This is a genomic window from Streptomyces sp. NPDC060049 (assembly GCF_042736715.1).
GTDB lineage: Bacteria > Actinomycetota > Actinomycetes > Streptomycetales > Streptomycetaceae > Streptomyces.
Window position 1 is genome coordinate 24332 of sequence record NZ_JBHWVV010000005.1, and the last position, 24243, is coordinate 48574.

Below are 24243 nucleotides of genomic sequence, written 5' to 3' on the forward strand. Positions count from 1 at the left end.
GCCGTTCATAACGGAACATCGCAGCGAGATCGGCATGATCACGCAAGTGCAGCACCTCCTCCAACGAGGGTGCCGTCGCCCGTCGCGAGTCCTGCCCTCGGACCTCAACCTGTCGCGCTGCCCAGCCTTCGTCAGCAGCCTGGAATAGAGCCACCATTCTTCGTCCTCGTGGTAGGTGGAACCAGGTCGTCATGCCGCCATCCTGACCCACGACCTTGAGCAACGACATAGACACCTCACGATGCCAACGCGTCAAGCTGATCTTGGGTTGGCGCGGGGGTGGTCGAACGGACGGGATCATCCAGCGCGAGAATCAGGCCATGGTCATGGCAAGGCGCTTGTATGCCTCTTCTCCCGTGGTGGACGGTCTGCCGTTGCTGGCAGAGCCAGAGTTCTGGGCCGCGCACTTGGTCGAGATGTATGAAGGCTCGCAGGTTGAGTCGTTCGGCGTTGATCCGGCAGACGTCGAGGGCATGCTGGAGCGCCTGAGCGACAAGGCCGCTTGGCCCATGTTCCGGATCCCGCTCGCGGGCGGGCACAGCATCGTTGTGCACTACAACAACGGTGAGGAGTACACCTCCATCGACTACTTCATCGTCCACCCGGACTGGTGGACGAACGACTTGGTCCTGGCCAGCACTGATGAGGACCGGATCGGCCCGGGCCTGTGCTGGGCCGAACTCGCCGCGCTCCTGCCAGCTCCGGAGGGCGGGGACGGAGTCACCGACCCGCACGCCCGGCTGCTTCTCCTGCTCCCTGTCCTGGGCGACACGAACATCCCGGCTGAAGCCGTCGCCCTGGTGCAGAAGGCACTGACCGCTCAGGGCACCCCGGACGACGGCGAGGCACTGGCCCGCCGCCTTCTCCAGGGGCACCCGATGTGGGGAGCCGCACCGTGGTCGTACGACGAGGACGAGCGTGCCTGGATCTGCGCAGGCGAACACAGCCCGCGCAAGGAGCCACTGAGTGATCACCTACCCGACGCGGAGCGCAGGGCGCTGGACACCTGCCTCACGCTATTCAGCGGCTGATCCGGTCAGGCGGCGCTGGCTTCCGCTGCCGGCTCGGCGATGGGGAAGGCTTGGGTCTCGTCACTCCATGGATAGCCGGGGTCCACTGGAGTGAGGTGCTAGGCGAGCTCGCGGGCTCCGTACGGGCGCAAGCGGCACTCCGCCCGTACGCATGAGCGCGGGCCCGGCGCTCCGTCATCGGGTTGCCGGGCCCGAGGGGCGGCCCGGTCGTACTGCCCCAGAGCGCGCTGGGCACCGGTCCCGACCCGCGCACCCATGTCGGCGCGGACTGATCACGACCCTAGCCCGGCCAGCTCTCCCCTGATACCCGAAGGGCGGAAGGGGGCCTCGGCCGTCGGCTCCAGTCGACGACCGGTCGTCATCGCTCTGGCGTCCGCACCGCCTGCAACGCGAACCAACTCAGGCCGTGGTGGGTGATCGTCGCCGTGACCTGCCTGGTGGGTAACGCCCACGGGACGTTCCGGTGGGACTGAAATGCCGACTCGCGTCAGTTCGGCGGGCTGCCATCATGCTCGGATGGCCCACGACATCGTGTTCTTCCTCGCCGCCGACGACGAGACCGCTACTGCGACGCGCCTGCGGGGACCTGGTGAGGCCTTTGAGTCAGTGACCTGTCCGTTTGATCGAGTAATGCCGTGCCGCAGGTGGACCAGCGTGGTCAGGAGCCGGTTGACGAAGACCAACTTGTACTTCGCGCCCGCACCGACCGCCCGCCGGCGAGGCCGGTCGAGCAGCTCGGCATCTCTGCGGGACTGCCAGACCGGCCCCAACTCCGCTACCAAGTCGGCGATCACGGACGTCGAGAGTCCCGTGATCCGACGCTCAGACATGATCAGCTTGCGCGCTTCAGCCCCCACCACGAACTGCCCAACGACCCAGCCCAAACGCCGTCACGCCAACCATGCACGAGCTCGTTAGGCACCAGTACCTCCGGCTTCCGCGACGAGGTCGAAGCCGAGGAAGCCCTCACCCGCGGCCAGGTACTCGCCGACATGGCCGCCGACCCCGACCGGCCCCGGCTGACGGGGCCGGCGGGCGCCGAAGCAGAGGCCCGCCTCACCGCCCTGGCCCAGTACGCGTCTTCGACGGCCAGGTCGTCACCGACGAAGCCCGTCTGCGCCGCATCATCGCCCGCCACGACCCACACCTCTACCCGGGCCGCTTCCTCACCTGCGTCTACGACCCCGACCGAGCCCTGTGCCGCCCCCCGGCCAGCTCAGCGGACACCCCGGCCATGGGCGACTGCCAGCCGCTGGCCTGCCGCAATACGGCGCTCACACCCGCCAACCACCAGGCCCTCACCGAGCACCTAACCCAGCTGACGAACGCCCTGGCCGACAGCGACCGCCTCGCCCCCTACCTGCGCCACCGGCTCACCGAACAGCGCACCGTCACCGAAGCCTTCCTCACCCGCCACACCCCGGAGACCGACCGATGAAACGCCCGCTGCCCGACGCCGACGCCGTCAAGGCCGCCCTCGACACCGTCCTCGAAGAAGCCCTCGCCACGGGCCGCCGCCCTACCGTTACCGCCGTCGAGCGGCATCTCGCCATCCCGCACGCGACCTTCCACCGCCACTACCGCGACCTGGTCGAAGAGCACTTCCTGCCCCGCATCCCGGCCCCGCACAGCCGACCCCAGGGGAAAGGGCCAGCGGGCGCGTGGAGGACAACCTGAGCCGGCTGCGGAGGGAGAACACCGACCTGCGCCGCACCCTGGTCCTGTACAAGGAAGCCATCCGCCAGCTCACCCTCGAAAACGACGCCCTCAGGCGGCAGGGCACGCTCATCGCGCTGCCCACCGGCCGACACCCGTAGAAGAGGGTGATTCCAAAGCGGGCCGGGGTGCTGCAAGCGTCTGCGCAGCCTCTGCGGCCTGCGCAGATTCTCGGTGGGGTGAGCAAGGCCGTCGAGCATGGTTATCCCCGCCCGGAGTGCTGCCTGGGTCACCTCTTGTAGACCGAGCGGCACGGCAGCCTGTGTGATGAGGAAGTGTTCCTCGGTGACCCTTACCCCCATGCCGAGCTCGCGCCAAGCGAGGGTCTGACAGGACGGTTTCGGTAGATCAAGATCGAGCGCCAGCTGATTGGTAGGCGGCGGTGGCGGCGGGCCGTCAAGTAGCGTGACCGCCCGTTGAAGGGACTGCCAGGCTGCCTCTACCTCGCCGTGGCGGCGTTGCAAAGAGGCGAGGTTGACCAGGGCCGCGCCTCGCTTGTCGGCGTCGTCCTGTAGGGACGCGTGCAGGCGGCGTGCCCGGATCGCCTGCCTGAGGGCCCCGAGGATCTTGAGCTCGTTGGCGAGAGAACCGAGCAGGGCCGCATCACGCGGGCCTGTGTCGTCGAGGATGCGTATGAGCGCGGCGCGGGCCAGTTCGGTCTGCCCCTGGCGGCGGGCCAGCGCCGTCCAGGTGAGGTCGTATTCGTCGTGGGGATCCTGGCCGTAGTTCGACTCATCCCAGTCGACCGCCCACTGGGTGAGGGCTCGTGCGGAATCGGGGAAACCGCCGAGCAGGAAGTGGAAATCGGGGTCGGACTCCCGCAGAGACCGCAGCAGAGCGTGGTCCTGCGTCTCACCGTGCAGGGCGACCAGGACCGCGGCGAGGCGGAGTTCTTCGGTGGGGCCGCGGCGGACTTCCTGTCGCAGGAGTGTGCGCAGAAGCCGCAGGTCGGCCGGCTGCCGGTCGTACTGGGCTGCGCGCAGAACGGTGGCTCGCCGTACCGGATCGCCCGCAATCGCGTCCCAGCAGGTGCGGTCCGCCCGCATCCGGGCCAGATCAGTTCGGCCGGGAGCGAGAATCGCCTGCCAGAGCGGCGGGCGCCGAAGACGGTCCAGCAACGCATACGCGCAGCCTTCGTCCGCGTTCAGCAGCAGGAACTCCGGCTCGGTCCGCAGAAGGGACTCCTGGAGCCTGTGCAGCAGCTCCCTCCTGGGGAGCCGGCGCAGACCCAACGCTGAGCAGCGTGCTGCGATCGGCGTCCAGCTCGGGGCCGTAAGAGTCCCAAATCTCGTCTTCGGTCCGGTTGAACACCGCCTCGAGCGCTTCGTCATCGGCCGCGACATCGGTTTCGGTGTAGTCGTGCCAGCCCGGCAGGCCGAAGAGAATCTCCAGAGCCTCGTCCATGCTGGCGCCGATGAGGCCCGCTTCGCCCTCGGAGCTCGCGTACAGCACAGCCCCATCAGCACATATGAAATAGGTTCCGCCGGTGTCGTCGCCCGCCACGGCCCTCAGCGGCGCTCCGCTCGCCAGACGGACCTCTTCCACGTGCTCGGCCCGGTCAAGATCAAAATCGAAGGATCCCGCAGCCAGCCTTACCAGATCAGGATTCCGGCGCAGGACAGCAAGTACGTGGTCGGGGCGTGTCATGGCCGGACCGTAACAGCCGCCGCTGACCCCAGATGGTGCACGGTCTCAAAAGCGGAGGGTTTACTCAGCTCCGGCCGGACACCGGACACCGCAGAACCCTGTCCATAACTTCGATTCGTACCACCACCCCGGCCCCGAGGGCAGCACCGCGACCGCTTCAGCCAGGGCGACGGACACGGGGAACTCTACCCCGCCAGCGTCCGCCGCCCGGCAGCCGCGCGCGCGGCCGACTGCGCCGTACAGCACCCCGCAGCGCGGGCGTGGAGATCGGCACTGGTCCGGCTACGGCCGCAGCAGCGGTCCGGCCCAAGGTGTCGCCTTGCCCCTTAAATCAAACATGTGAGCTACTGAGGGAATGGCTTCGCTTTTCCCCCACAACCTGATCCGCCTCCAGTACGAGTGGATCCGCACCTACGAGGCGCTCACCCGCCTCACTCCTGTCCAGAGCTCCACCGACCTGCGCCGCCGGCTCATCGAACTCTCCAGGGCGCTGGCCTCGCACCCGTACTGGGGCACCGCCGGATGCTCGCCAGCCCGGCATACCGAGCTGGTGCGCCGGGCCCGTGCGTACGGCTGGGAGGCGGTGGCGTGATCCGGCTGAAGGCGCGCAGGATCCTGATCTTTGAATCGATCTCTAACTACCTCGCGGTGCACGGCAGGGGCCCCACGGTCCGGGAGATCGGGGGGATGGTCGGGCTTTCAAGCAGCTCGTCCGTTGCGCATCAGCTGGCCCAGCTGGAGAAGGACGGACTGCTGGCGCGAGGAACGAGGTCGTGGAGCAGCGTGGAACTCACCGGCACCGGGCAGCGACGGCTCGCCGCCGCGCAGAGCATCACGGCCGTGGCGGCCCTGTCCTCCCGAAGCTACCGCGAAGTGACAAGTAGCTCTCTGTAGCAAGGCGGGGGTGCACTTGTCTGGGTTTTCGATCTTCTGGGGTCTCCGAGCGGACGGTTCCGCGAGGTTGGTCCGGTCACGACGACCGGAGGGAGCGCGGGGTGCGGCAGGACTGGGAGCCGGAGGACCTGATCGAGGTTTGGACGCTGCTGGAGGAAGACCAGGAGCGGCTACGGAACAAGTGGGGGGCGAACCGGCTGGGGTTCGCGCTGTTGCTGAAGTTCTTCGAGGCGGAGGCCCGGTTCCCGGAGGATCCCGGTGAGATCCCGGCGCCTGCGGTGTCGTACGTGGCCCAGCAGGTGAAGGTGCCAGCCGAGGAGTGGGCCGGGTACGACTGGCGCCGCCGGAGAACTCGTTGACTAGCCAGTACGTGGCTTCCGTCGCGCTGGGTTCCCGCGCAAAGGCGCCCACGTTCCCGCCCCTGAGCGTCGGCGCCGACGTGAACGCACTCAGCACCGATGGGTCCGCCGAACCGGCTCGCGTTTCGTCCTGGGGCGGCCCATTTCGTCGGTAGCCCACGTACAGCCAGGGGGAGACTCCTGCGGGGGTTGTGCCACGGGGCTACGCGCGGGAGGGGCTCACCCTGACCGGCGGCCGGTGTGGCGCCCTTGCCCGCGGTCGCCGGGAGGCACGATGATGTCGGTCGCTCACGCTCGTCCACCGAATCTCGTCCGATGAAGAAGGTGCCGAACATGCGCAAGACTCTCCTGACAACCACCATCGCGGCTGCCGCGGCGCTCGGTTTCGCCGCCGCACCGGCGCAGGCGGCCACCGGCGACGTGAACAGGCCCTTCGCCATGACGTACGGCAACAGCCAGACGTCGGGCTCGATCCACTTTACGAGCGGCTACACGGCGTCCCTCAGCGGCGTCGTGCACGCGGCCAGCGGCCAGCGCGCGATCTGCGCCGACGCCTACAACGGCAGCGCGAAGGATCAAGGCTATTGCAGCCCCTGGGCATACGCCGGCGGCCCGAACCAGGTCCTCAACGAGTCGTTCTCCATCCCCCTCCCCGGCGGGGTCCAGCGGGTCGTCATCGAGATGATCGACGAGAACGGCAACATCGTGGCAAGCGAGTCCTGCACCCGCTCGGTCTGCACGCGCACGATCTGACCCGTGGTCGGCGACGACCAGGCACGCGGCGGCCGCCCGACACGCCCCCGATGGAAAGCCTCAACCCAGGGCCTGACACCGGCCCTGCGCTCGATGGGAAACGAGTCCTGGCTGGCATCCTGACGGGCCCGTCACGAGCTCTGTTGGAGTCGCTCCGCAGCCTGAGCAGGGGTGTCGTAGTAGCCAGGCCGTGCCAGCAGGACCGAGCTGAAGTGGTAACCCTGTTCTTCCTCGGGCTCATCGTCGGCTGCGAACGGACGCCAGAAGCTCAGCAGCAAGGCGGGGGCGATGAAGGAAGCGTCGTCGTCAGGATCTTCTTCGATCGAGGTGAACTCGCCCATGCGCTGGACAACCTCGCGGGCCGGGAGCGTGAATACGTCCACCCCCTGAAACAACACTCGGTCCGTCTGGGACGACGGCCTTCCCAGCTCGATGGCTTCAAGCATGTCTCGCATGCAGTGGATGCTGATCATCAGCCCGCTGGGACGGAAGACGTGCTGCCCCGACCGGTCAGACTCCGAGATCGCAGAGAGATCTCGGAGCGAGTCCAGCGCTGTGTTGGCCGCGTGCCGAGTCATACCGATCCGCAACGGGCCAACGCCGGTTGGCGGGGCGAGGTCGAAGTCCATGTGGGCATGATCCCAAATGGACCTGTCAACGAGTCACAGGGCCATCAGTCCCAGCAGGTTACAGCGCGTGAGAGCTCCACAGAAGTTGGACTAGAACCGATCACGTCAACCGAATCAAGATGCTGAAGCGCCAGATGTTCGGCCGCGCCGGATTCGAACCTCTCCGGAAGCGCGTCCTGCTCTACTTCTGAAAAGGCTGCTCAGGACACATCGTCGATCGCCCCGAAGCCCTCCGGGAACGCTTCCAGGAACTCGCGGCGAGCCGGATTGTTCTCGGCGGCTGCCATCTCCCCGACCAGCTCGATCAGCTCCTGTCGCTGATCACTCGGCAGCATGCTGACCACGTGGGCCACACCCTCCATGAGCTTGACCGCGTCGTCCTGATCCATCTGGTCGTCCTCGCTACCGTCGATGAACCACAGGACGTCGACCAAAGCCTCGGCCAAAGCACGAGCCAGGGACGGGTACGAAGACGACACGAGAGCCTCCCAGCGGATCAACGGCAGAGTCCGGCCATCCCACCACACACCACCGACATCACTGTCCGTGAGGCTCCACAACAAGTGGACCAGAGCCGGATTCCACCCACGTAGCCAACCGCTGTGAAGGGAATAGCGCATGTATGGAATACCGCCTCTGCGCCAGTGCTCATCGAAGAGACCGAAGGAGCCCGGCGCGTTCTACGGAAGTGGGCCAAGGAGGGTGAGGCCGTCGCAGAGCCCGAGCTGCGACCCTGAGTCCGCACCGAGTCACCGATCGGTTTGAGAGCGCCCGCCAGGTCGTAGCCGGGGTTGTAGCGCCGAGTAGGCGCGGTGATGGCTGATACCGCCCACCACGCCACCGGTCGAACGGCGGGCCGGTCGAATCGCAGACGGGGTCGGTGCCCCGGGCACCCCCGCTCCTGCAAGGCGCGGGGGTGGGCTCACGATCGGGCTTCGGTGTTCTCCCGGATCGCGGCGGCGACTTCCAGCAGTGCGTAGGCGATGGCCGACAGGCCCTCTCCCACCGCCTGCGGAAGTTCTTCCTCACTGCGGTGCTCGATTGCGAGATCGGCGCGGGATTCCGCGTAGTCGCTGTAGTACGTGCCCCTTGGCATGCTGTCCTCCCCTATGTGCCGCGCTCGGTCGGCGGCCCCTGCACCCTGGCCGTCCGGCCGTCCCGGGAATCCCCGGCTGGAGCGTCGAGCAGAAGGAGAACAGTCGGCCGGATGGCCGAGATCTAGTCCACGTTCGCGGTTGCTCTAGAGGGTGCGGCTCCATGTTCCGGTCTCCCGACACATGGGGCCTCTCTCAGGCGGCCGATCAGCGCCGGATGTGGATCGTGACCTGGATACCGCCGAAGCCAAGCGCGGCTGCTCCGATGACGGCCACGGCTGTGGCGGCCTCTGTGTCGCCGACGGCGAACAGCACCACCGTGGCGACGATGGCTGCCAGGGCGGTGACGGCCGTTAGCCACTTGAGCAAGGATGCTTGGAGCTGCGGTACTTGGGGATTGGCGGCATCCAGTCGATCGCAGACCCCTCCGTGGTGGACCATCTCCAGCAGGACCTGGACGAGGGCTCCACGGAGGCCTTCAACGGCCAGCTCGGGCTCGACCGCGAAGGCCGCCCTGGCCCAGGGCAGACGTTCGTGTCCAAGACCAGGGTCGCGGGTACGACCGTCCAGGCATACACCAACACCGCTGCCACCGTCACAGTCTGGTGTTCCGGACTGCTCAGCCGAACCGGAGACACCCCAATCCCCGCGACATCCAACTGGATGACCATGGCGCTAAAGCTGAGCTGGTCCCCGGACGGATGGAAACTCCGCAAGATCGACCAGACTGCGGGTCCCACCCCAACCCCGGAGCCGCCGAGGTAGCGCCTCCAGGCGTAGGCGAGGACTGCCGCCCCCGCGTCTTCCTTGCCCGCAGGGGGCTGGTCGGTCGGGTTCGCGAGCATCGTCACCCGTGCTCCATCGGCCGCCGCCGGCGCGACCGTGAGGCTACGGGCCGTCAGAAGTCGTGCCCCATCGGCCGAATGGGGTCGAGGCGCTCTTGCGGACCGGTCCTACGCTGGAGGCATGGCCACCGATCCCTTGCTGAGACAAGGCCCCGACTCGACGGATCTGGTTCTGAGCGCCGGCCCGGCCGGGCCGGCGTGGAACGCGCTGACCTCGGCGGGGTCGGCGCTGTTCATTCCGCTCGTCCTGGGCGTGCCGACCCTGCTCGTCGCCTTCTGGATGGCGCTGGCTGGGGCGCGGGCGTCGACCGTGTTCGTGGTGGTGGGGGTGATTGCCGGGCTGGAGTACCTGCTCGGGTGGCTGGCGCTGGCCTTTTCCCAGGCCCGGGACATCCTGCGGGTGGAGTTCGCGCCGACAGGGGTGCCCGCGTCCCTGCGGTTGGTCCGGGCCGCCGGGCCGGACGACTGGCTGCCCGTCGACACCCTGCGCGAGGTGCGGCTGACGCACGAGGTGGTGGAGCCGTACCAGGGGGACCGCAAGCCGGCCGTCTCCACGCTCGCGCTGGAACTCGTCCTGCGGGGCGGCGGGAGCGGCTCGCCCCGCTCCCGTTCGGCGGCGACCCGCAACGGCTCGCCGACGCACTGGAGGCCCTACTCGGCCCGGCTGCGGTCGTGGTGCAGCTGCGCACCGAGCGCAGCACGCGCGATCGGCCGCAGCCCAACTCCGGCTGGACCTGCGGCGGTTCGGCCTCGGCTAACTCGGGTGGCGGCTGACCCCGGGGCCGCCCGCGGCGCTCCCCGGCCGGGGAGCGCCCGTCGATGCAGCCGGCCGCAGGCGGTGCGGGGCAGCCTGCCGCCACTTGGGCACGTTGAGCCGCCGGGACGGCTCGGCCGCAACCGGGTCCTCCGGCCACGGGTGGCAGAGTAGCGGCCGCGGAGCTCTCAGGACTTCAAGATCATCCCATTGCCCCTTTGACGCGTATCTCGGTCACACCCCATCGACACTGCCTGATGGAGCCCACTTCCTCGACATCGTCCTCGGTAAGAAGGTTGAGGACGGTCCGGGGTGTCGAAACCCGAAGCCGGGTCGACGTACCACGCCGATCCGGTTTCACCTTGATGGGCTCTGGGCTACGCCGTACCGCCCCCTGTCCGCCGGATGATCTGTCGAGCGATCTCCCGGCAGCCGCGGCGTGGGGTTGCCATGGACTCCGGATAAGCTCCCCGTCTCCGGGTTCAGTTGGCCCTTGTGGGTCGAGCACCGTCTACGCCCTTCGGTACACCGCCACCCGCTCCGCCGCGTAGGTGCCGTCCGGCACCCCCCGTCGGTTAGGACCTGTCCTGGCGATCATCCGGTAAGGCGCCTCGGTGGTATTTTGACCGGAATCGTGGGAAGGGGCGGGTGAATCCGTGGACAGTGACCTGCGGCGTGCGGTGGTCGTGACGCTTGGCGAACTCGGGCGAAGCGATGACTGGCGTGACCGGGCGGATGCCGGTCACAGCCTGGCAGGGTTCGCCGAGATGCCGGAGGCCGTAGAGCTACTGCTGGGCCTTGTGCTCGACCGTGGTGACACCTTCGTCACCCGGCGGACCGCGGAGGGCTTGCTTCGGCGAAAGGACAGGGTCGGACTGACGATAGTCGCGTCCGCACTGGCAGTCGCTAACGACAACCACGCCGATTACATCCACACCGCGATCGTCGATGTCTTCAGCATCTTCTCGGACGATCTGGACGAGGCGCTACGGATCTGCGACGAGATGTCGGGCGACACCGACGATCGTGTTGCCCAGGGGGCCCGTCGGCTGCACGAGAGCCTGGCGGAGATCGATCCCGTTCTCCGCCCCGCATAGCGGCGGTTCGATCGCTGTTGTGAGGTGCAGACCCTCGACTACGGCAGCGCGGAACGTTGCCGGATCAGTGACACGGAGCATTCCCGTCGATCATGTGCGGAGCCAGATCGTGAGAGCTGCCGCAGTGGCGGTGCCGAGGTAGACGTAATGGCGCTTGTCGTAGCGGGTGGCTACCGCCCGGTGCTGCTTCAACCGGTTGATAGCCCGTTCGACGGTGTTTCGTTTCTTGGACCGCTCACATCGAAGCCAGGCGGCCTCCCGCCGTGTGAGCCTTTGCGTAGGCGGGCGGCCTGGCTGTCGGTCTTCTCCGGGATCGTGTGCCGGATGCCCCGATGTCGCAGGTACTCGCGGCACGGCCCATTGCTGTATGTCTTGTCGGCGGCGACGTTGTCCGGCTTCTTGCGGGGCCTGCCCGGCCCGGACCTTGGGACGCGGATCTTCTCCAGCACAGGTTTGAACTGCGTGCAGTCCGCCCGCTGGCCGTCGACTGGGGGTCAGCGGTTCGCCGGGGCGGAAGCCAGGCGGACCATCACGGCTGTCAGGCCCAGCAGGCCAAGGCCCGCTCCGGCTGTGAAGGCCAGGACGGAGGCGGCGGAGGCTGCGAAACCGGCGAGGACGGCGACCGGGACGAGACGCGAGGCTACGGCCCATAGCCGTCCAGACCGGCGGAGGGGGCGACGTCACGCAGGGACGCTGAGCGGCGGGTGCTCGAGCACGCGGGGCTTGTACTCGACCAGCTGGATCCGGCCGTCGAAGGTGCGGTGCTCGATCATCTCGAGGGCAACGTCCGGATAGCCGTCGTAGATGCGTTCCTCGCCCGTGGGCCCCGGTGATCACGGGAACGACCCGGAAGCGGTCAACGAGCCCAGCTCGTAGCAGGGACCGGCACAGGCTGAGGCTGCCGATCGCGCTGAGGAGCCCCGAGCCACTCGACTTCATGGCGCGGACCGCCTCGACGGCGTCGCCGCGGACGAGCGTGGAGTTGGCCCACGTCAGTGGTTCCTCGAGTGAGGAGGAGAACACCACCTTGGACGCTTGCGTGAGCTCGTCGACGGACGCCTCTTCGGGCCTGAACTCGTCTTGGCCATTGGGGGCCTGGCCTGCGGCGAAGCCCGACATAAGGCGGTAGGTGTTTGCTCCCATCAGGTAGGTGGCTTCGGGCTGCCGGTTCTGAATGTCCGGACTGCGGCCGCTTCTCGGACCGAGTCCACGACCGATACCAGCGCAGGCTGAAGGACCTTCAGTCGCACCGTCGGCGCCGGGGCGGCGCGCCGGACAGAGCCCTGTCGGCGCCCTGCCGTGTCCCTTACTGAAGTCCGATCGCCTACGAGGCCATTCATTTCTGGTGTGCCTACGGCGAGGGGGCGTCTGCACCCCGGTGGCCGTAGGCCGCCGACCAGCGGAACGGCGGCGGGCTCCCTCTGCGAGCAGGGCCGGCGCGGACGTGCGGACCATGAGGCCGCTCGGGGCAGCCCGTCCGGCAGGGCGAGGGTCCGTTCGAGCGGCTTCCGTTGCTGCCGGGGTAGCGCCTCAGTACCCCCTTTTCGTCCTCTTGACGATATGAACGCATCTCGTTATCGTCGCATTGACGAAATGAAGGGGGTTCGTCATGGCCGACATCACCCGGCGCTTCGGCTGGCGTCATCTGCGCTCCGCGCCCACCACCCACATCCGCCACCACAAGCGCGGCCGACTCGTCCACGGCACCCGGACAGCCTGGAGGCCACCGAGGAGACGCTGAAGACCGGCACGATCACCGCCGACGCCCCCTCTCCGCCCGCACCCGCTCCGACTGGACCGTCCGCCTCGACCACCCGGACACCGCCTGGGACGTCCGCAGCACCACGAGCTCGAACCGTCACCTGCGACGCGCATACGTTTACCGCGACGGACGAGGTGAGCTGCACGGAGGGCCGGGAGGTGCTCTTCCACCGCACCTGGGAGAAACGGTTCCCGCGAACGGCGGGGTGAGGGCGGTGAGCCCCGTCGCAGGGTGTCAGGACTGCGCGTTCGGAGTCTGGACGTAGCCCAGCTGCAGGGCGCCGTTGCCGTTGGCGACGGGGGCCGTGAACTGGTATCCCGTGGCAGCCGACGTCCCCGAGATCTGGATGTAACGGAGCAGGGGATCGAGTTGCACGGTGAACTCGGCATCCTCTATGTCGTTGAGGTCCTGCGTCGAGAATGTGTAGGAACCCGAAGGCATGAGCACCCAACTGCTTTGGTACGGGGGAAGGTACTGATTCTGGAGGTAGTGCACGTCATCACTTGTTCCGTCGTAGCAGTTCAGCCAGAGCATGTTCTGCGTCAGGTTGGTGAAGGTGAGACAGCTGTACTCGCTGGCGTAGTCGGTGACGACGACGGTGAAACCCCAGCCGGCCAAGCACCGGAAGAAGTCCGCCTGCTGCACGCCGTTGTCCCAGATGTCCGTCTGCATCGCCTGTGCGGACGGGTAGATCTCATAGTTCGTGGACTCCGCGATCCATGCCTGGTAGGTGTCCGAATCCCACTTCGCCCAGGAGGGGACGTCGTCAGGGCGGTGATTTCCGAACGACACGAAGATCGAGTACTTCGCGGGCATGAGCATCTGCATGACGGCGACCTCGTAACCGGGAGTCGCAGCCGCGACCAGGTCCGGAGTCGTGCTCGGATCCCAGAAGAGCGAGCGTTCATAGGGCTGAGGCTCCACACCCGTCAGGGCCGGCTACGGGGCTGGCGGCTTGCGGTGACGGCCGGTTGGCCTCGGCAGGACTTGCGCAGGCGGGGCGGAGGCCGGCTCAGCCTGCGCCGCGCTGAACCCATGGAGCATCCACTGGGCAGCGGCATAGTCGGCGGCCACCGTCTCGGGCACCCACCGGTATCCGTCCCAGCGGGCCATCAGCCGGGGCGCGGTCGGATTGACGTGCGCGCCCCGGCAAGCGGATCCGTCTATCGGCAAGGCTCGCAGCGTGCCGACGCGGGCGGCCCGCCGGGCCAGGAAATTCACGGCCCACTCTTCAAATGGCTCTTCGGTCACGGTCAGCAGCCTTCCAGAAATCGTCTCGCCGCGGGCGTAACGGAAAGCAGTGAGAGGGGCCTTCAGGGCTGGCTGCGGCGTGACGATGCCGGTTTCCCCGGCGTTGGGCAGAGCGAAGGACCTGAGAGAGAAAGCTGGCGGTGATCATCTGGCTCAGCGGGCCGTTCGGCGGCGGGAAGCGCCCGTACACCGCCGCCTACAGGGTGGCCGCCGTCACCTGGCTCCACCACGTCGGGAACGCCATCGACACCACCGCCCTCACCCCTGATGAGACCCTCCAGCGGGCCCTCCCCCACCGCCTCTGGGCCCACGGAGGCCCGACCCTCGTACCGGAAAGCGATGCGCGATGACTTTCAGCACGACCACCAAGTCATTCCGGTTGGGCACCCGGCCCAGCCCCATGGCCATGGAACAGACCGGCCGCTTCGCCCGGGCCCTGCGCCTCCAGTACCCCGACCTCGACCTCGAGGTCCTGGAGATCACCTCCGAAGGCGACCAGCACCGCGGCCCGCTCGCGGAGATCGGCGGGAAGGGTGCTTTCACCCGCCGGGCCGACCAGTACCTCCTTGACGGCCGTATCGAGGCGACGATCGCCTGCGCCAAGGACATCCCCGGTCCCCATGACCGGGCCCCCGGGATCGTTGCCGGAGCGGTCTTGCCCCGCGAGGACGTGGCCGACGTCCTCGTCCTCCCCGCCGGCCAGCCACCCACCACCCTGGCCGACCTACCGCCCGGCACCCGCGTCGGCACCAGCGCACCCCGCCGGGCCGCTCTCCTTAAGGCCCTCTACCCCCGGCTTGTCCCCGTGCCAATCCGGGGGAATGCGGACACCCGCCTGCGCGCTCTGGACAACCGGACGATGGGAGCGGACGCGATGATCGCCGCGCTGGCCGGACTGCGCCGCCTGAACCTCGCTGACCGGGCCGCGCAGATCCTGGATCCCGCGGTGTGGCTGCCGGCAGCGGGCGCCGGGATCGTCGTCATCGAGCATCGCGCCGATGACCACACCACCCGGGCTCTCCTCGCCCCCCTCACCCACGCCCCCACCCGCACACTCTTCGACGCCGAACGCGCGGCCCTCGCTGCCTTGCACGGCGGCTGCATGACCGCGGCCTCCGCCCACGCGGTCGTCGACGCGTCAACTGGCCAGCTCACCGTCCACGCGGTCGTTCTCGACCCGACGGGCCAGGCCCCGCTTCGCACTTCCACGACCGGGCCCGCCACTGAGCCGGCACCCGTCGGCCAGCGCGCCGGCCTGCAGTTGCTCGACGCGGGCGCCCAGACGCTCCTCGGGCATCGACCATGACCCCGCCGCCCCACCGAGTACAGCGGATGTGAGACTGGTTTTTAGGCCTGTCAGGCACGGGTTCGGCCTGTGCCTGCATGCCCCGCTCACCGCCGTCGGGTCACGGATTGGAGGATTCTCGGTGGCTGCTTCATGGCGCTGGCATCTGCAAGGCTCTCCCGGATTCGAGTACTCCGGCGCGGAGGCACGCCAGTTGCTCCGCCACCGTCTGGATTGGGCAACCCAGGAGACGTGGTTCGAGGATGGCCGAGCCGCCAACCTGACCGTGGTCACCAACGGCGAGCGCGCGATGGTCAGCCTTCGGGATGGTGAAGCCGGCCGAGCGGAGCACCTCATCGATCCGCGGGAAAGCGGCAGCTCTGGCGGCTATCAGCTGGCAAATGGGCAGGTAGACGTCTACGCCGACCGGGACACCGTCACGTTCGAAGCTGCCGGCCGGGCCGTGGCGTACTTCATCGAGCACGCCACGTGGCCCGACGACATGAGCGTCGAGGACGACCACAGCGAGTAGGAGATGCTGAACGAAGAGCCGGATGCAACGCCTTCCGGCTCCGCATTCAGCGGAGCGTCCCCCTGGCCTCCATCCTGACTCGTCGCCATTCCCGTTACTCGGAGTGCTGCCCGTGCAAAGCCGCATCGCCCTTGTCGCCGTCGTCACTAGTCCACCTGGGACGGGGACGAAGACGCTCGCCCGGGCACTCGCCCAGGAGCTTGGCTGCCCGGCCATCATTCGCGACGAGATCAAGCAGGGCATGGTGATGAAATGTGCCGAATCACCAGGTCGACGTGAACGATCCCCTCAACATCGCGACGTTGGAGGCCTTCTTCAACGTGATCACGCTGCTCGTTCGGGCAGGGGTCACCCTCGTCATTGAGGCGGCCTTCCAGGACCGGCTCTGGCGCCCTGGCCTGGAGTCCCTCATGGGCTTTGCAGACCTGCGGATCATCCGTTGCACCACGGACACTTCGACGATTGTCGAGCGCATCACGGATCGGGCCGGGGTCGACGGCCACCGGGCGGACCACGGCGACACGGCCCTCCTCGCGGACATGGAGGCCGGCACCTACGACCCGGGAAGGTTCGAGCCCATCAGCATCGACGCGCCCACCTTGATCGTGGACACGTCCGATGGCTACTTGCCTGGAACACCAGAGATCCAGGCGTTCCTGCGCGCACCGCGAAGGTCACCCGGCCTTCGGTGACCGTCGCGTCATCATGTGCCAGAGTGGCAGTTTCGCAGGCCGACCCGCGGCACCGAAGTTGCAGAGTGTAGAGAGGTCGCCCGATGAAGCAGCGCGTCCGCGCCGTACTGATCACCCCGAAGAACACCATGCTCGCAATGAGGAGGATCCGCCCAGGCATCCCGGATTACTGGGTCCTGCCCGGCGGCGGAGTCGAGGCCGACGACGAGAGCCTTGAGGCCGCGCTGCACCGCGAGGTGTGGGAGGAGATCGCCGGCCGCGCCGAAATCACCGGCCTCCTGTACACCGTGGAGTCCAACGGCGAGCAGCAGTTCGTCTACCTCGCACGGATCATGGAATGGAACTTCGACGAGCGCAGCGGCCCCGAGTTCAGCCGAGACGACCGCGGCGAGTACTGGCTCGAGGAAGTACAGCTCAGCGCCGAGGCTCTCGACGCGATCGACCTCAAACCTGAGGTGATCGCCGTCGAGCTCCGCAAGGCCCTCAACGACGGCCGCCTGGCTGCCTCCGTATCCATCGAGAGTTGAGACCCGAACTCTCCAGCACACGCCGCCGATTCCCCGCCAGCGGTCGGTGACCAGGGTGTACGACACGTCGGTGACCGAAGCCATCAGATCGTCTGCTTGTACGGGCTGTTCCATCCCGGCTGGGGTGGCTGCGGTACGGCCAGGGTGTGGGCCAGGTGATCGGCGATCGCGTACGCGACCCTGGGGTCGGAGATGAACGCGGCCGGCTCGATGCTGCGGGTGACGATCAGCGGGACCACGGTCCACTCCAGGCCGGCGGGGGCCTGGCAGGCGCGGGCCGCGGCGGCGGCGTGGGTGGTGATGGTGGCGGCCTTGGCGAGGAGCTTGTCGCGGTAGCGCTCGGTGAAGCGCCGGATGTGCTGGACGAGGTTGTGCGGCGCGACGGCGCCTTCGGGGTTCTTCGCCTCGATCACCCACAGGCGCCGGCTGGCCGGGTCGGCGATCAAGAGGTCGATCTCTCCGCTCAGTCCCGGGATGCCGAGCTGCGCGGCTTCCTTCTCCAGTAGACGGAAGCGGTGGGGCAGTCCGGCGTCGAGGGCGATTGCCTTCAGGTCTGCCTCCAGGCGCTCGTCGAGGTGCTGGCGGTGGCGGCGCAGTGCCTCGCCGACGGGCTTGGGCAGGTCGGCGTGTGGCAGGCGGCCCTCGTCTAGGTAGGCGGCGTACAGCTCCTGGGCGGCGTGGATGACCCACGGCAGGACAAGTAGTCGCCCGCCGTGGTCGATCAGGGGGTGGGTGGCGGTCCGGGTGCGGCGTTCTACCTCGGTGTAGGCGTGCGGGCCGGTGGGTGCGGCGTTGTCCGGATGCAGGCGTAGTCGGTCGACGGCGGCGGCCAGGTCGGGTTCGGGCAGTCGGGACCATGCGGCGGCCTCGCGTACCAGGTCCTCGGCGGCCACGGCGGTGATGCCGTTCGGTCCGGTCGGCCAGTCGGCGGCGGTGGCCAGCACTGCGGTGAGAGCGGCGAGGCCGAAGCCCCAGTGCTGGTGCAGGAGCAGATCGGCCCGAGCGAGGTGGCTTCCGGCTGGCAGTCGCGGCGCGGTGAATGCGACGGGGGTTCGTACGCCTCCTGTCCCGAGACCGGTGGCCGGGTTGAGGTGTTCGGGGTCTGCGCTGCTGGCCTGGGTGATGAAGTGCTCTTGGCGGGCGTGCTGGTAGGAGTACGCGTCGAACCCCAGGTGCAGCAGTTCGCTGGGGCCGTCGGCGGATTCGTCGTCCGTGCTGGTGATGGTGAACACGCCGGTGGGGTGGATCTCCAGGTGGAGGTCGTGCAGGCGCCGGGCGGCGGCGACCGCGGTGGTGCCGCAGCGCTGGACGAGCTCGGCCAGGGCGACCAGCTCGGCGACGGCCAGGGTGTCGACGGGCCGGCGTCCGGCGGGCGGGTAGGCGATCGCCTGCTGGAGCAGGAGCTGCAGGGCGGAGGTGGCCGTGGCCGCGTCGATCTGGCAGTCACCGGCTTCCGCTGCCCAGTTCCCTCCCCAGGGGGCGGCGAGGTTCACCGTCACCTCGTGGCGGCCGCGGGTACGGCTGCTCCAGGCCGCGTTCAGGTGCCGCGCCAGCTCCTCGACCAGGCCCGGCTGGTGAGAGCGGATCTGCCGGTCGAGTTCGCCTTCGAGCGCGTGCAGCAGCTGTTCACCGGGGCCGCCGCCGCTGTAGGCCTCGGGGCCGTGCCAGGTGCCGGACGGTGCGCCGGCGCGGCGGACGGCTGTGGCCGCGGTGCGTAGGGAGCGGGCGTGGAGGTGCCGGGAGCGCGGCAGCGTGTAGTGGAGGGCGGTGGCGGGCCAGTAGGTGGTGGCGCCGGTGAGGCGCAGCACGGGGTGGGCGGTGTCCCAGGCTTCGGTGAAGGCCTCCGGGGTGCAGCCGGGTTCGGCGTCGCGGCCGTGGCGGATCTTGTCGGTCAGGTGGTGCAGGAGCAGGCCGAGGATGCGGTGGCCGGCGCTGCCGTCGCCGGTGAACGACTCCAACAGGGGTGGGTCGAGGTCGATGCCGATCCGGGCACGGCCGGGGTCGGCCCCGGCATGGAGCAGCAGCCGCTCCCCCGCGTCCTGATCCTCACCGCCCCGCTCTCGGTCTTCGGCCGGGGCCGGGTGGGGCTGGGTGCTCTCGGTGAGCTGCACCACCACCGGGACCCGGTCGGGCAGGGTGAAGTGCGCGGCGACCGGCGGGCATGCGGTGATGGTGATGCGGATGCTGTCCGCAAGCCCGGCCATCGCGCCCAGGTCTAGGACCGCACCCGGTTCAGCAGAGGGGCTGGCCACAATCGCGAGCGGCGGAAGGGTACTGACCCGCACCACCAGCCCAACGCCGCCTTCGCCCGCCTCCTGAAGGTCGGCGTACTCGCCGGGCACGCCCGGCTCGGGCTCGGCGAGGTGGGCGAAGCGCCAATGGAGCGCCGTCGGCAACCCGGCTGCAGCAAGGACGTCATCCACGCGCGCCCAGGCGGCGGCCCGCCGCCACGTCAGGTCGAACCCGGCAGGCGGGACGACGGCCACCTCCTCGCGGTGCGGGCCCGGAACCAGCATCGTGCCTTCCCGCAGCCAGCCGGCCCAGGCGTCGAGCGGGTTCCGGTAGAAGACCGCGTCGACCCCGGGGTGCTCGGTCAGCTCCAGCACGAACAGGGCCAGCAGCGCCGGGTCCCCCTCAGCGCCGGCGAGGATCTCGGCGAGCTCCTCGACGTGCACGTAGGCGGTGTCACGGATCAGCTCCGGCCCCAGCACCGCCGGCCCGGCATAGACCACAAGCCGTCCCCGGCCCTGCTCCCCGGCAGCGAGGGCCGAGCGCCCGTCCTCAACCCTCCCCGACAAGCCTTCGGCGAGTGCGCTGACGACCGCGATGTCATACCGGTGGGTGGGCGAGGAGATCACACACATCGGCCCCGGCCGCACCGGGGCATCCCGCAGACCCAGCAGGAGCGCAACGCGGTCCACCGCCAGCTCCTGCAGCCGCTGCTCGACGACCCCTCGGTCCGGGACGTCGGCGATCAGTTCCCGCAGCGCCGTGGCGAAGGTGTCCAGCGCGGCCGACACCGGCACCAGCCGACGCCGGCCATGCGCGACGACAGCGAGCACCGGCCCCAGCAGCGGCGCCGCCGGGTGGTAGCGCAGCGGCAGATCGGCCAGATCCGCGGTCAGCCACTCCAGCGCCCGAGCCGCCCGTCCCGACTCCCGGCACAACCCGACCAGCACAGCCGGGTCCAGCTCCCCCAGGGGTCGCGCTGCCTCCACTTCCTCAGGGCTGATTCCGCACGTGAACTCCCCCGGATCCCGGTCCTCGTACTCCTCCGGCCAGGCCGGCGCGAGCACGTTCACCACGCGGTCTGTGTAGCGCAGGACGAGCTCCAGGACGTCGGTGAGGGTGAAACCGCGTACCGCGAGCAGCACCTCGTCGACAGCCTGGGCCGTCATCTGCGCCCCGCTCAGGAACAGCAGCGGATGGTCGAGCTGCCCGGGATGGACCAGCAACCGCTCCCCCGCCACCTCCGCCTTCACCAGCACCCGGGGATCATTCGGCTCCGCCTCGGTCACCGTGCCCCGCCCCGGAGCAGCCCGGACGACGGCCTCGACCAGACCAGGCAAGTCACCGGCCCCCGCCTTCTCGCCCGACCGGGGCGGTGTACGCAGGACGCGGGTCCACAGAAGCAGCAGGTGGTCGTGGAATCGGGAACAGCCCGGGGAAGCAAGCGCGGCGTGGAGAAGCACCATCAGGGACTCAGTCGAGTACCGGCCCAAGGCCCAGTCGATGAGCTTCCACTGCACCCTCCGGTGCTGCGCGGAGGTGGATCGCTGCGCCGTTGCCATCGTTGGTCCGTCTCCCGTGCCGGTCTGTTGGAGACAGCCTGGCAGGACGGCGGCCCGTAATGTCAGGTGTTTCGTAGTCCGCCAAGGCGTCTTCGCTCCGGGGTCCGGCGTGGAGACGATCAACAGTTCGGCGGTCGGGAGGGCGTCGCGGCACTCTCCAGCGGGCCGGGTTCCGGCTCGCCGTCGCCGAGAGGTCGCGCCGGCGGACAGATGGCTGCTTACATCCGGCCAGGGCTGGCCCGCGAGGGGGTCTGGTCGTCGAACTGGGCGTGCCGTACCGTCCACGCCGTGGCGAGGACATTGCGGTTGGCGGTCGCGCAGAGCACGGTGCCGGAAGACCCCACGGATCGAGGAGCGCTGCGGGCGGCCGGGGAGGAGATCCGGGCTCTGATGGTCGAGGCCGCCGGGGCGGGTGCACGGCTGGTGCAGCTCCCCGAGGGTGCCATCGTCTATCCGAGCAAGCACGTGATGGCGGCCGGGGCGGCTGGAGAGCTGGTCTCGGCCGATTGGAGCCGGGCTGCCTGGGATGTCCTGCGCGAGGAAGCGAAGTCGATCGCCGCGCTGGCGGGGCAGCTCGGCCTGTGGACGGTGTTCGGGTCGATTCACCCGCTGCCGCCGCCGAACCGGCCGCACAACAGCCTCTACATCGTCTCCGATCGCGGCCGTTTGGTCGCACGGTACGACAAGCGGTTTCCTGTCGGACACCGAGGTCTCATACCTGTACTCCCCCGGACAGCAGCCGCTCGTCTTCGAGGTGGACGGCATCCGGTTCGGCTTCGCGCTGTGCATCGAGGCCAACTTTCCGGAGGTGTTCGCCGAGTACGAGCGCCTGGACGTCGACTGCGTTCTGCTGTCGGTGATGGTCGACGACGCGCCCAGGGCCCGCGTCGCCCAGGCGTACGGAACGCTCTACAACTACTGGCTGGGCTACTCCGTCCCGGCTCAGTTCAGCTAACAAAGGCGTTGGACGTGTCGGTGGGTGATGAGACAGGTGGCGAGTCCGAGGAAGGCTTCGTGGATGTCGTCGCGTCGTTCCCATCGGACACGTAGCCGGCGGAAGCCGTGGAGCCATGCGATGGTCCGCTCCACGACCCACCGGTGAACGCCGAGGCCGGAACCGTGCGGGACGCCGCGGCGGGCGATCACGGGTTTGATGCCCAGGGCCCAGACCAGGCGGCGGCATTTGTCGTGGTCGTAGCCGCGGTCGCCGAGCAGGCTGTCGGGTCGGTTGCGGGGCCGTCCGACCAGTCCGGCGACCGATGGGATCTTCTTCGGCAGGGGTATCAGCTGGGCGACATCGTTGCGGTTTCCACCGGTCAGCGAGACGGCGAGTGGGATGCCCTGGCCGTCGACGATGAGGTGGTGCTTGCTGCCCGGACGTGCACGGTCGACCGGGCTGGGACCGCTTTTGGGCCCCGCCGAGCAGCCCTGACGTGGGATGAGTCGATCACCGCCCGCGACCAGTCCAGCTTCTTCGCGACCCGCAGCTTCTTCAACAGCACCAAGTGCAGTTGGTCCCACACTCCGGCAGCGTTCCACGCGGCCAGACGCCGCCAGCAGGTCATCCCGGAGCCGAAGCCCAGCTCCTGCGGCAGGTACTCCCACTGGATCCCGGTATGCAGCACGAACAGGATCCCGCAGAGTGCCTGCCGGTCCGGCACCCGAGGGCGTCCCTCCACCTGCTTCGGCGACGGCTCAGGCAACAACGGCTCGATGAGCGACCACAGTTCATCCGACACGATCCACGGCCGCGACTGACGTTTCCCCACGGCCAGACAACGACCATCCGAACCGAAAGGCACATGATCAACAGCTTCTGTTAGGACCTCTAAGCCCCGCCGTTTCACTTGGCGTGAGACCGGTTGCTAGTGCTCTGGCCGCATAGGTGCACCGGGTTGCGCTCCGAGCGTCGTGGAGAAGTCGGATGCGGCCGCATCGTGTGTCTGCGATCATGCGGCGCTGTGGAGATCAACAACTTTGTCGTACGCCGTGCGATCGACTCCGACGCTGCCGCGGTGGCCGAGGTCTGGCTGCGTTCCTTCACGGCGGCGCTTCCGAGCGTGCGCCGAGCGCATACGGACGACCAGGTCCGGTCCTAATTCGGGGAAGTGGTGGTGCCCGACCTCGAGACGTGGGTGGCGACAGTCGAAGGCTCGGTGGTCGGGATGATGGTGCTGGAGGGCGAAGACCTGGACCAGCTCTATCTCGATCCCGCCTGGCAGGGCCGGGGGATCGGCGGCCGCCTGGTGCACCAGGCGAAGCAACGTCGTCCGGCCGGGTTGGCGCTGTGGACGTTCCAGGTCAACGAGTCGGCGCGTCGCTTCTATGAGCGGCACAGCTTCGCCGCTGCTGAGTGCACCGACGGTTACCGCAACGAGGAACGCGAGCCGGACATCCGGTACGTGTGGCGACTTGGGAAGCAAGAGCCCTGAGGAGGCTCAAGCCACCTGGCCGAGTAGTCGTCCGCCCCAGCGGATGCCCTTCTCGCTTCGGATGCGGGCGCGTTCCTTGCGTTCGGCGGCCAGGACGTCTCGGTGGCGGGCGTTGGCGTTGCGCCACCGCAGGTAGGGTGCAGGGCCCGAGTCTGGACGGTGTGGTTCGGGTGATTCGAATTGGCGATGGTGAACTGTCTCAGCGGTCCGAAGTGGGCTTCGATGGGGTTGGCCCAGGAGGCGTAGGTCGGGGTGAAGCACAGTTCGACCTTGTTCTTCTCCGCCCAGCGGCGGATGTCGCTGCCCTTGTGAGCGGACAGGTTGTCCATGATCACGTAGATCGGTGCTCCGTCGGGCCGGGCGGCGCGGATCGACTTCAGCGCGGCCAGAGTGTTCACGGCACCTTTCTTGCGGCGGTTGATACCCCACAAGGTATCGCTCCCGACTGAGTAGCAGCCGTGGAAGTAGCGCACTCCGTGGGTGCGGTGGTAGGTGGCGGGCAGCCGGTCGGGGTGCCTCTGGCCGGCCCAGCCCGAGCCTGCGGTGGGCCGGATCCCGAGGGGGCCGAACTCGTCGAACGCGAAGACCCGGTCAGGGAAGCGGTCCAAGACTTCCTCGATCCGGTCCAGTTTCGCCTCGCGAGCGGGATCGGGAGACTCCTTCCACGTCTTGGTGCGTTGGAAGGTGACGCCGCGGCGGGCAAGGAGGCGGCGTAATGCCTCGCGGCCGACGCGTATGGTCCGGCCGTGGACTTTGCGCAGGTAGGCGGCGAGTTTGCGTAGTGACCAGCGGGTGAAAGGCTGGCCGAGCTTGGCCGGGCGGGTGGTGGCCGTCTGGATGACGAAGTCCTCGTCGTCAGTGCTGAGCAGGCGGGGACGGCCTCCCGCCCACTGAGGGTCCAGGCAGGCCAGGCCGATCTCGTTGAACCGGTGGATCACGTCGCGGACGGTGTCGTCGTCGGCCTGGACCAGCTGAGCGATCACTGGGACGCGGTTCCCGCCGGCCGAAGCCAGCAGCATCATCGCGCGCCGATAGCGCACCGAACTCGTGCTGCCTCGGCGCACGATCTGCTGCAGCCGCTGTCCCTCTTGGTCGGTCAGTCTGCGCACACGGACAGGCTCGGCCACCGCACCTCCACCGCTCGGATCGGAC

Annotated in this window: 26 protein-coding genes and 6 pseudogenes; 17 read left to right on the forward strand and 15 right to left on the reverse strand. The window is 68.6% G+C overall.

Translation table 11 applies throughout. The features are described from left to right. Positions 1 to 374 precede the first annotated feature (374 nt). Positions 375 to 1031 (forward strand): hypothetical protein, encoded by a 657-nt coding sequence (locus ACFWBY_RS10235; protein WP_385332088.1) that lies wholly within the window; start codon positions 375 to 377, stop codon positions 1029 to 1031. Between the two features lie 1234 nt (positions 1032 to 2265). Continuing rightward, the gene (locus tag ACFWBY_RS10240; protein ID WP_385332085.1) at positions 2266 to 2469 is read left to right on the forward strand and encodes a hypothetical protein; all 204 of its coding nucleotides are present in this window, start codon (positions 2266 to 2268) and stop codon (positions 2467 to 2469) included. A 139-nt stretch (positions 2470 to 2608) separates the two neighbouring features. On the opposite strand, the gene ACFWBY_RS10245 is transcribed toward ACFWBY_RS10240, so the two are convergent. Then, positions 2609 to 3793: a hypothetical protein gene (locus ACFWBY_RS10245; protein ID WP_385332082.1), complete on the reverse strand. Its 1185-nt coding sequence runs from the start codon at positions 3791 to 3793 to the stop codon at positions 2609 to 2611. A gap of 10 nt (positions 3794 to 3803) precedes the next feature. Continuing rightward, on the reverse strand, positions 3804 to 4394 hold the full coding sequence (locus tag ACFWBY_RS10250) for a hypothetical protein (protein ID WP_385332079.1): 591 nt from the start codon (positions 4392 to 4394) through the stop codon (positions 3804 to 3806). Between the two features lie 355 nt (positions 4395 to 4749). On the opposite strand from ACFWBY_RS10250, the gene ACFWBY_RS10255 reads away from it, so the two are divergent. The 4 genes from ACFWBY_RS10255 (at position 4750) to ACFWBY_RS10270 (ending at position 6400) form a co-directional block, all read left to right on the forward strand. Beyond that, positions 4750 to 4986 carry a hypothetical protein gene (locus tag ACFWBY_RS10255; RefSeq protein ID WP_385332076.1) on the forward strand — a complete coding sequence of 79 codons (237 nt, stop codon included), beginning with the start codon at positions 4750 to 4752 and terminating at the stop codon, positions 4984 to 4986. Further along, complete coding sequence (locus ACFWBY_RS10260; RefSeq protein ID WP_385332074.1) at positions 4983 to 5288, forward strand: LexA family protein; 306 nt, start codon at positions 4983 to 4985, stop codon at positions 5286 to 5288. The genes ACFWBY_RS10255 and ACFWBY_RS10260 overlap by 4 nt, the downstream gene beginning before the upstream one ends. 101 nt (positions 5289 to 5389) lie before the next feature. Continuing rightward, the gene (locus tag ACFWBY_RS10265) at positions 5390 to 5647 is read left to right on the forward strand and encodes a DUF4158 domain-containing protein (protein WP_385332071.1); all 258 of its coding nucleotides are present in this window, start codon (positions 5390 to 5392) and stop codon (positions 5645 to 5647) included. 333 nt (positions 5648 to 5980) lie between these two features. Continuing rightward, the gene (locus ACFWBY_RS10270; protein ID WP_385332068.1) at positions 5981 to 6400 is read left to right on the forward strand and encodes a hypothetical protein; all 420 of its coding nucleotides are present in this window, start codon (positions 5981 to 5983) and stop codon (positions 6398 to 6400) included. 131 nt (positions 6401 to 6531) lie between these two features. On the opposite strand, the gene ACFWBY_RS10275 is transcribed toward ACFWBY_RS10270, so the two are convergent. The 4 genes from ACFWBY_RS10275 to ACFWBY_RS10290 all read right to left on the reverse strand — a co-directional run bounded on the left by ACFWBY_RS10275 (position 6532) and on the right by ACFWBY_RS10290 (position 8492). Beyond that, positions 6532 to 7029, reverse strand: coding sequence for a hypothetical protein (locus ACFWBY_RS10275; protein ID WP_385332065.1), 498 nt, complete (start codon positions 7027 to 7029; stop codon positions 6532 to 6534). A gap of 200 nt (positions 7030 to 7229) precedes the next feature. Further along, positions 7230 to 7475, reverse strand: a complete 246-nt coding sequence (locus tag ACFWBY_RS10280) for a hypothetical protein (RefSeq protein WP_385332063.1) — start codon at positions 7473 to 7475, stop codon at positions 7230 to 7232. 476 nt (positions 7476 to 7951) lie between these two features. Continuing rightward, positions 7952 to 8125, reverse strand: coding sequence for a hypothetical protein (locus ACFWBY_RS10285; RefSeq protein WP_385332060.1), 174 nt, complete (start codon positions 8123 to 8125; stop codon positions 7952 to 7954). 205 nt (positions 8126 to 8330) lie between these two features. Beyond that, the gene (locus tag ACFWBY_RS10290; RefSeq protein ID WP_385332057.1) at positions 8331 to 8492 is read right to left on the reverse strand and encodes a hypothetical protein; all 162 of its coding nucleotides are present in this window, start codon (positions 8490 to 8492) and stop codon (positions 8331 to 8333) included. Between the two features lie 597 nt (positions 8493 to 9089). Between ACFWBY_RS10290 and ACFWBY_RS10295 the strand changes: the two genes are divergently transcribed. Both ACFWBY_RS10295 and ACFWBY_RS10300 read left to right on the forward strand, forming a co-directional pair. Then, positions 9090 to 9896, forward strand: coding sequence for a hypothetical protein (locus tag ACFWBY_RS10295; protein ID WP_385332054.1), 807 nt, complete (start codon positions 9090 to 9092; stop codon positions 9894 to 9896). A 482-nt stretch (positions 9897 to 10378) separates the two neighbouring features. After that, positions 10379 to 10819: a hypothetical protein gene (locus ACFWBY_RS10300; RefSeq protein ID WP_267003006.1), complete on the forward strand. Its 441-nt coding sequence runs from the start codon at positions 10379 to 10381 to the stop codon at positions 10817 to 10819. Positions 10820 to 11007: 188 nt separating this feature from the next. On the opposite strand, the pseudogene ACFWBY_RS10305 reads toward ACFWBY_RS10300, so the two are convergent. The 3 pseudogenes from ACFWBY_RS10305 to ACFWBY_RS10315 form a co-directional block, all read right to left on the reverse strand. Next, positions 11008 to 11292, reverse strand: a pseudogene (locus ACFWBY_RS10305) (hypothetical protein); the annotation flags it as partial. A 21-nt stretch (positions 11293 to 11313) separates the two neighbouring features. Further along, positions 11314 to 11496, reverse strand: a pseudogene (locus ACFWBY_RS10310) (DUF998 domain-containing protein); the annotation flags it as partial. A 3-nt stretch (positions 11497 to 11499) separates the two neighbouring features. Further along, positions 11500 to 11983: pseudogene (locus tag ACFWBY_RS10315) on the reverse strand (dihydrofolate reductase family protein); the annotation flags it as partial. 445 nt (positions 11984 to 12428) lie between these two features. Between ACFWBY_RS10315 and ACFWBY_RS10320 the strand changes: the two are divergent. Then, on the forward strand, positions 12429 to 12560 hold the full coding sequence (locus tag ACFWBY_RS10320) for a hypothetical protein (protein WP_385332176.1): 132 nt from the start codon (positions 12429 to 12431) through the stop codon (positions 12558 to 12560). A gap of 255 nt (positions 12561 to 12815) precedes the next feature. On the opposite strand, the gene ACFWBY_RS10325 is transcribed toward ACFWBY_RS10320, so the two are convergent. Both ACFWBY_RS10325 and ACFWBY_RS10330 read right to left on the reverse strand, forming a co-directional pair. Further along, positions 12816 to 13505, reverse strand: coding sequence for a hypothetical protein (locus tag ACFWBY_RS10325; protein WP_385332051.1), 690 nt, complete (start codon positions 13503 to 13505; stop codon positions 12816 to 12818). Between the two features lie 15 nt (positions 13506 to 13520). Beyond that, entirely contained in the window at positions 13521 to 13832 is a 312-nt protein-coding gene (locus tag ACFWBY_RS10330) for a DUF6087 family protein (protein WP_385332048.1), read from the reverse strand. Between the two features lie 140 nt (positions 13833 to 13972). On the opposite strand from ACFWBY_RS10330, the gene ACFWBY_RS10335 reads away from it, so the two are divergent. The 5 genes from ACFWBY_RS10335 (at position 13973) to ACFWBY_RS10355 (ending at position 16868) form a co-directional block, all read left to right on the forward strand. Then, entirely contained in the window at positions 13973 to 14182 is a 210-nt protein-coding gene (locus ACFWBY_RS10335; RefSeq protein WP_385332045.1) for a hypothetical protein, read from the forward strand. Continuing rightward, complete coding sequence (gene hemC, locus ACFWBY_RS10340; protein ID WP_385332042.1) at positions 14179 to 15138, forward strand: hydroxymethylbilane synthase; 960 nt, start codon at positions 14179 to 14181, stop codon at positions 15136 to 15138. The genes ACFWBY_RS10335 and hemC overlap by 4 nt, the downstream gene beginning before the upstream one ends. Positions 15139 to 15259: 121 nt before the next feature. Further along, positions 15260 to 15649, forward strand: a complete 390-nt coding sequence (locus ACFWBY_RS10345; protein WP_385332040.1) for a hypothetical protein — start codon at positions 15260 to 15262, stop codon at positions 15647 to 15649. Between the two features lie 275 nt (positions 15650 to 15924). Further along, on the forward strand, positions 15925 to 16341 hold the full coding sequence (locus tag ACFWBY_RS10350; protein ID WP_385332037.1) for an ATP-binding protein: 417 nt from the start codon (positions 15925 to 15927) through the stop codon (positions 16339 to 16341). An 83-nt stretch (positions 16342 to 16424) separates the two neighbouring features. After that, positions 16425 to 16868 carry an NUDIX domain-containing protein gene (locus tag ACFWBY_RS10355; RefSeq protein WP_385332034.1) on the forward strand — a complete coding sequence of 148 codons (444 nt, stop codon included), beginning with the start codon at positions 16425 to 16427 and terminating at the stop codon, positions 16866 to 16868. Between the two features lie 83 nt (positions 16869 to 16951). On the opposite strand, the gene ACFWBY_RS10360 is transcribed toward ACFWBY_RS10355, so the two are convergent. Further along, the gene (locus ACFWBY_RS10360; RefSeq protein WP_385332032.1) at positions 16952 to 20659 is read right to left on the reverse strand and encodes a hypothetical protein; all 3708 of its coding nucleotides are present in this window, start codon (positions 20657 to 20659) and stop codon (positions 16952 to 16954) included. Positions 20660 to 20877: 218 nt separating this feature from the next. Continuing rightward, positions 20878 to 21003: a hypothetical protein gene (locus tag ACFWBY_RS10365; protein WP_385332173.1), complete on the reverse strand. Its 126-nt coding sequence runs from the start codon at positions 21001 to 21003 to the stop codon at positions 20878 to 20880. Between ACFWBY_RS10365 and ACFWBY_RS10370 the strand changes: the two are divergent. Both ACFWBY_RS10370 and ACFWBY_RS10375 read left to right on the forward strand, forming a co-directional pair. Then, positions 20987 to 21340 (forward strand): annotated as a pseudogene (locus ACFWBY_RS10370) (nitrilase-related carbon-nitrogen hydrolase); the annotation flags it as partial. The gene ACFWBY_RS10365 and the pseudogene ACFWBY_RS10370 overlap by 17 nt on opposite strands. Positions 21341 to 21413: 73 nt before the next feature. Further along, positions 21414 to 21614, forward strand: a complete 201-nt coding sequence (locus ACFWBY_RS10375; protein WP_385332171.1) for a hypothetical protein — start codon at positions 21414 to 21416, stop codon at positions 21612 to 21614. Here the strand turns inward: ACFWBY_RS10375 and ACFWBY_RS10380 are convergent. Next, positions 21611 to 22428 (reverse strand): IS5 family transposase gene (locus ACFWBY_RS10380; RefSeq protein ID WP_385332029.1). Its coding sequence is split into 2 segments (ribosomal slippage): positions 21611 to 22077 and positions 22077 to 22428, totalling 819 coding nucleotides; the frame shifts between segments, so codons are not numbered across the junction. The two genes, ACFWBY_RS10375 and ACFWBY_RS10380, sit on opposite strands and share 4 nt — an antisense overlap. A gap of 192 nt (positions 22429 to 22620) precedes the next feature. Here ACFWBY_RS10380 and ACFWBY_RS10385 point away from each other — a divergent pair. Further along, a pseudogene (locus ACFWBY_RS10385) lies at positions 22621 to 23091 on the forward strand (GNAT family N-acetyltransferase). Positions 23092 to 23097: 6 nt separating this feature from the next. Here the strand turns inward: ACFWBY_RS10385 and ACFWBY_RS10390 are convergent. Beyond that, positions 23098 to 24218 (reverse strand): annotated as a pseudogene (locus ACFWBY_RS10390) (IS630 family transposase). Between the last annotated feature and the right edge of the window lie 25 nt (positions 24219 to 24243).

Coding starts and splice junctions, on each gene's coding strand:
- ACFWBY_RS10275 (WP_385332065.1), bottom strand. CDS start 7,029: ATGGACTTCGACCTCGCCCCGCCAACCGGCGTTGGCCCGTTGCGGATC.
- ACFWBY_RS10245 (WP_385332082.1), bottom strand. CDS start 3,793: ATGCGGGCGGACCGCACCTGCTGGGACGCGATTGCGGGCGATCCGGTA.
- ACFWBY_RS10270 (WP_385332068.1), top strand. CDS start 5,981: ATGCGCAAGACTCTCCTGACAACCACCATCGCGGCTGCCGCGGCGCTC.
- ACFWBY_RS10255 (WP_385332076.1), top strand. CDS start 4,750: ATGGCTTCGCTTTTCCCCCACAACCTGATCCGCCTCCAGTACGAGTGG.
- ACFWBY_RS10295 (WP_385332054.1), top strand. CDS start 9,090: ATGGCCACCGATCCCTTGCTGAGACAAGGCCCCGACTCGACGGATCTG.
- ACFWBY_RS10240 (WP_385332085.1), top strand. CDS start 2,266: ATGGGCGACTGCCAGCCGCTGGCCTGCCGCAATACGGCGCTCACACCC.
- hemC (WP_385332042.1), top strand. CDS start 14,179: ATGACTTTCAGCACGACCACCAAGTCATTCCGGTTGGGCACCCGGCCC.
- ACFWBY_RS10285 (WP_385332060.1), bottom strand. CDS start 8,125: ATGCCAAGGGGCACGTACTACAGCGACTACGCGGAATCCCGCGCCGAT.
- ACFWBY_RS10250 (WP_385332079.1), bottom strand. CDS start 4,394: ATGACACGCCCCGACCACGTACTTGCTGTCCTGCGCCGGAATCCTGAT.
- ACFWBY_RS10320 (WP_385332176.1), top strand. CDS start 12,429: ATGGCCGACATCACCCGGCGCTTCGGCTGGCGTCATCTGCGCTCCGCG.
- ACFWBY_RS10360 (WP_385332032.1), bottom strand. CDS start 20,659: ATGGCAACGGCGCAGCGATCCACCTCCGCGCAGCACCGGAGGGTGCAG.
- ACFWBY_RS10355 (WP_385332034.1), top strand. CDS start 16,425: ATGAAGCAGCGCGTCCGCGCCGTACTGATCACCCCGAAGAACACCATG.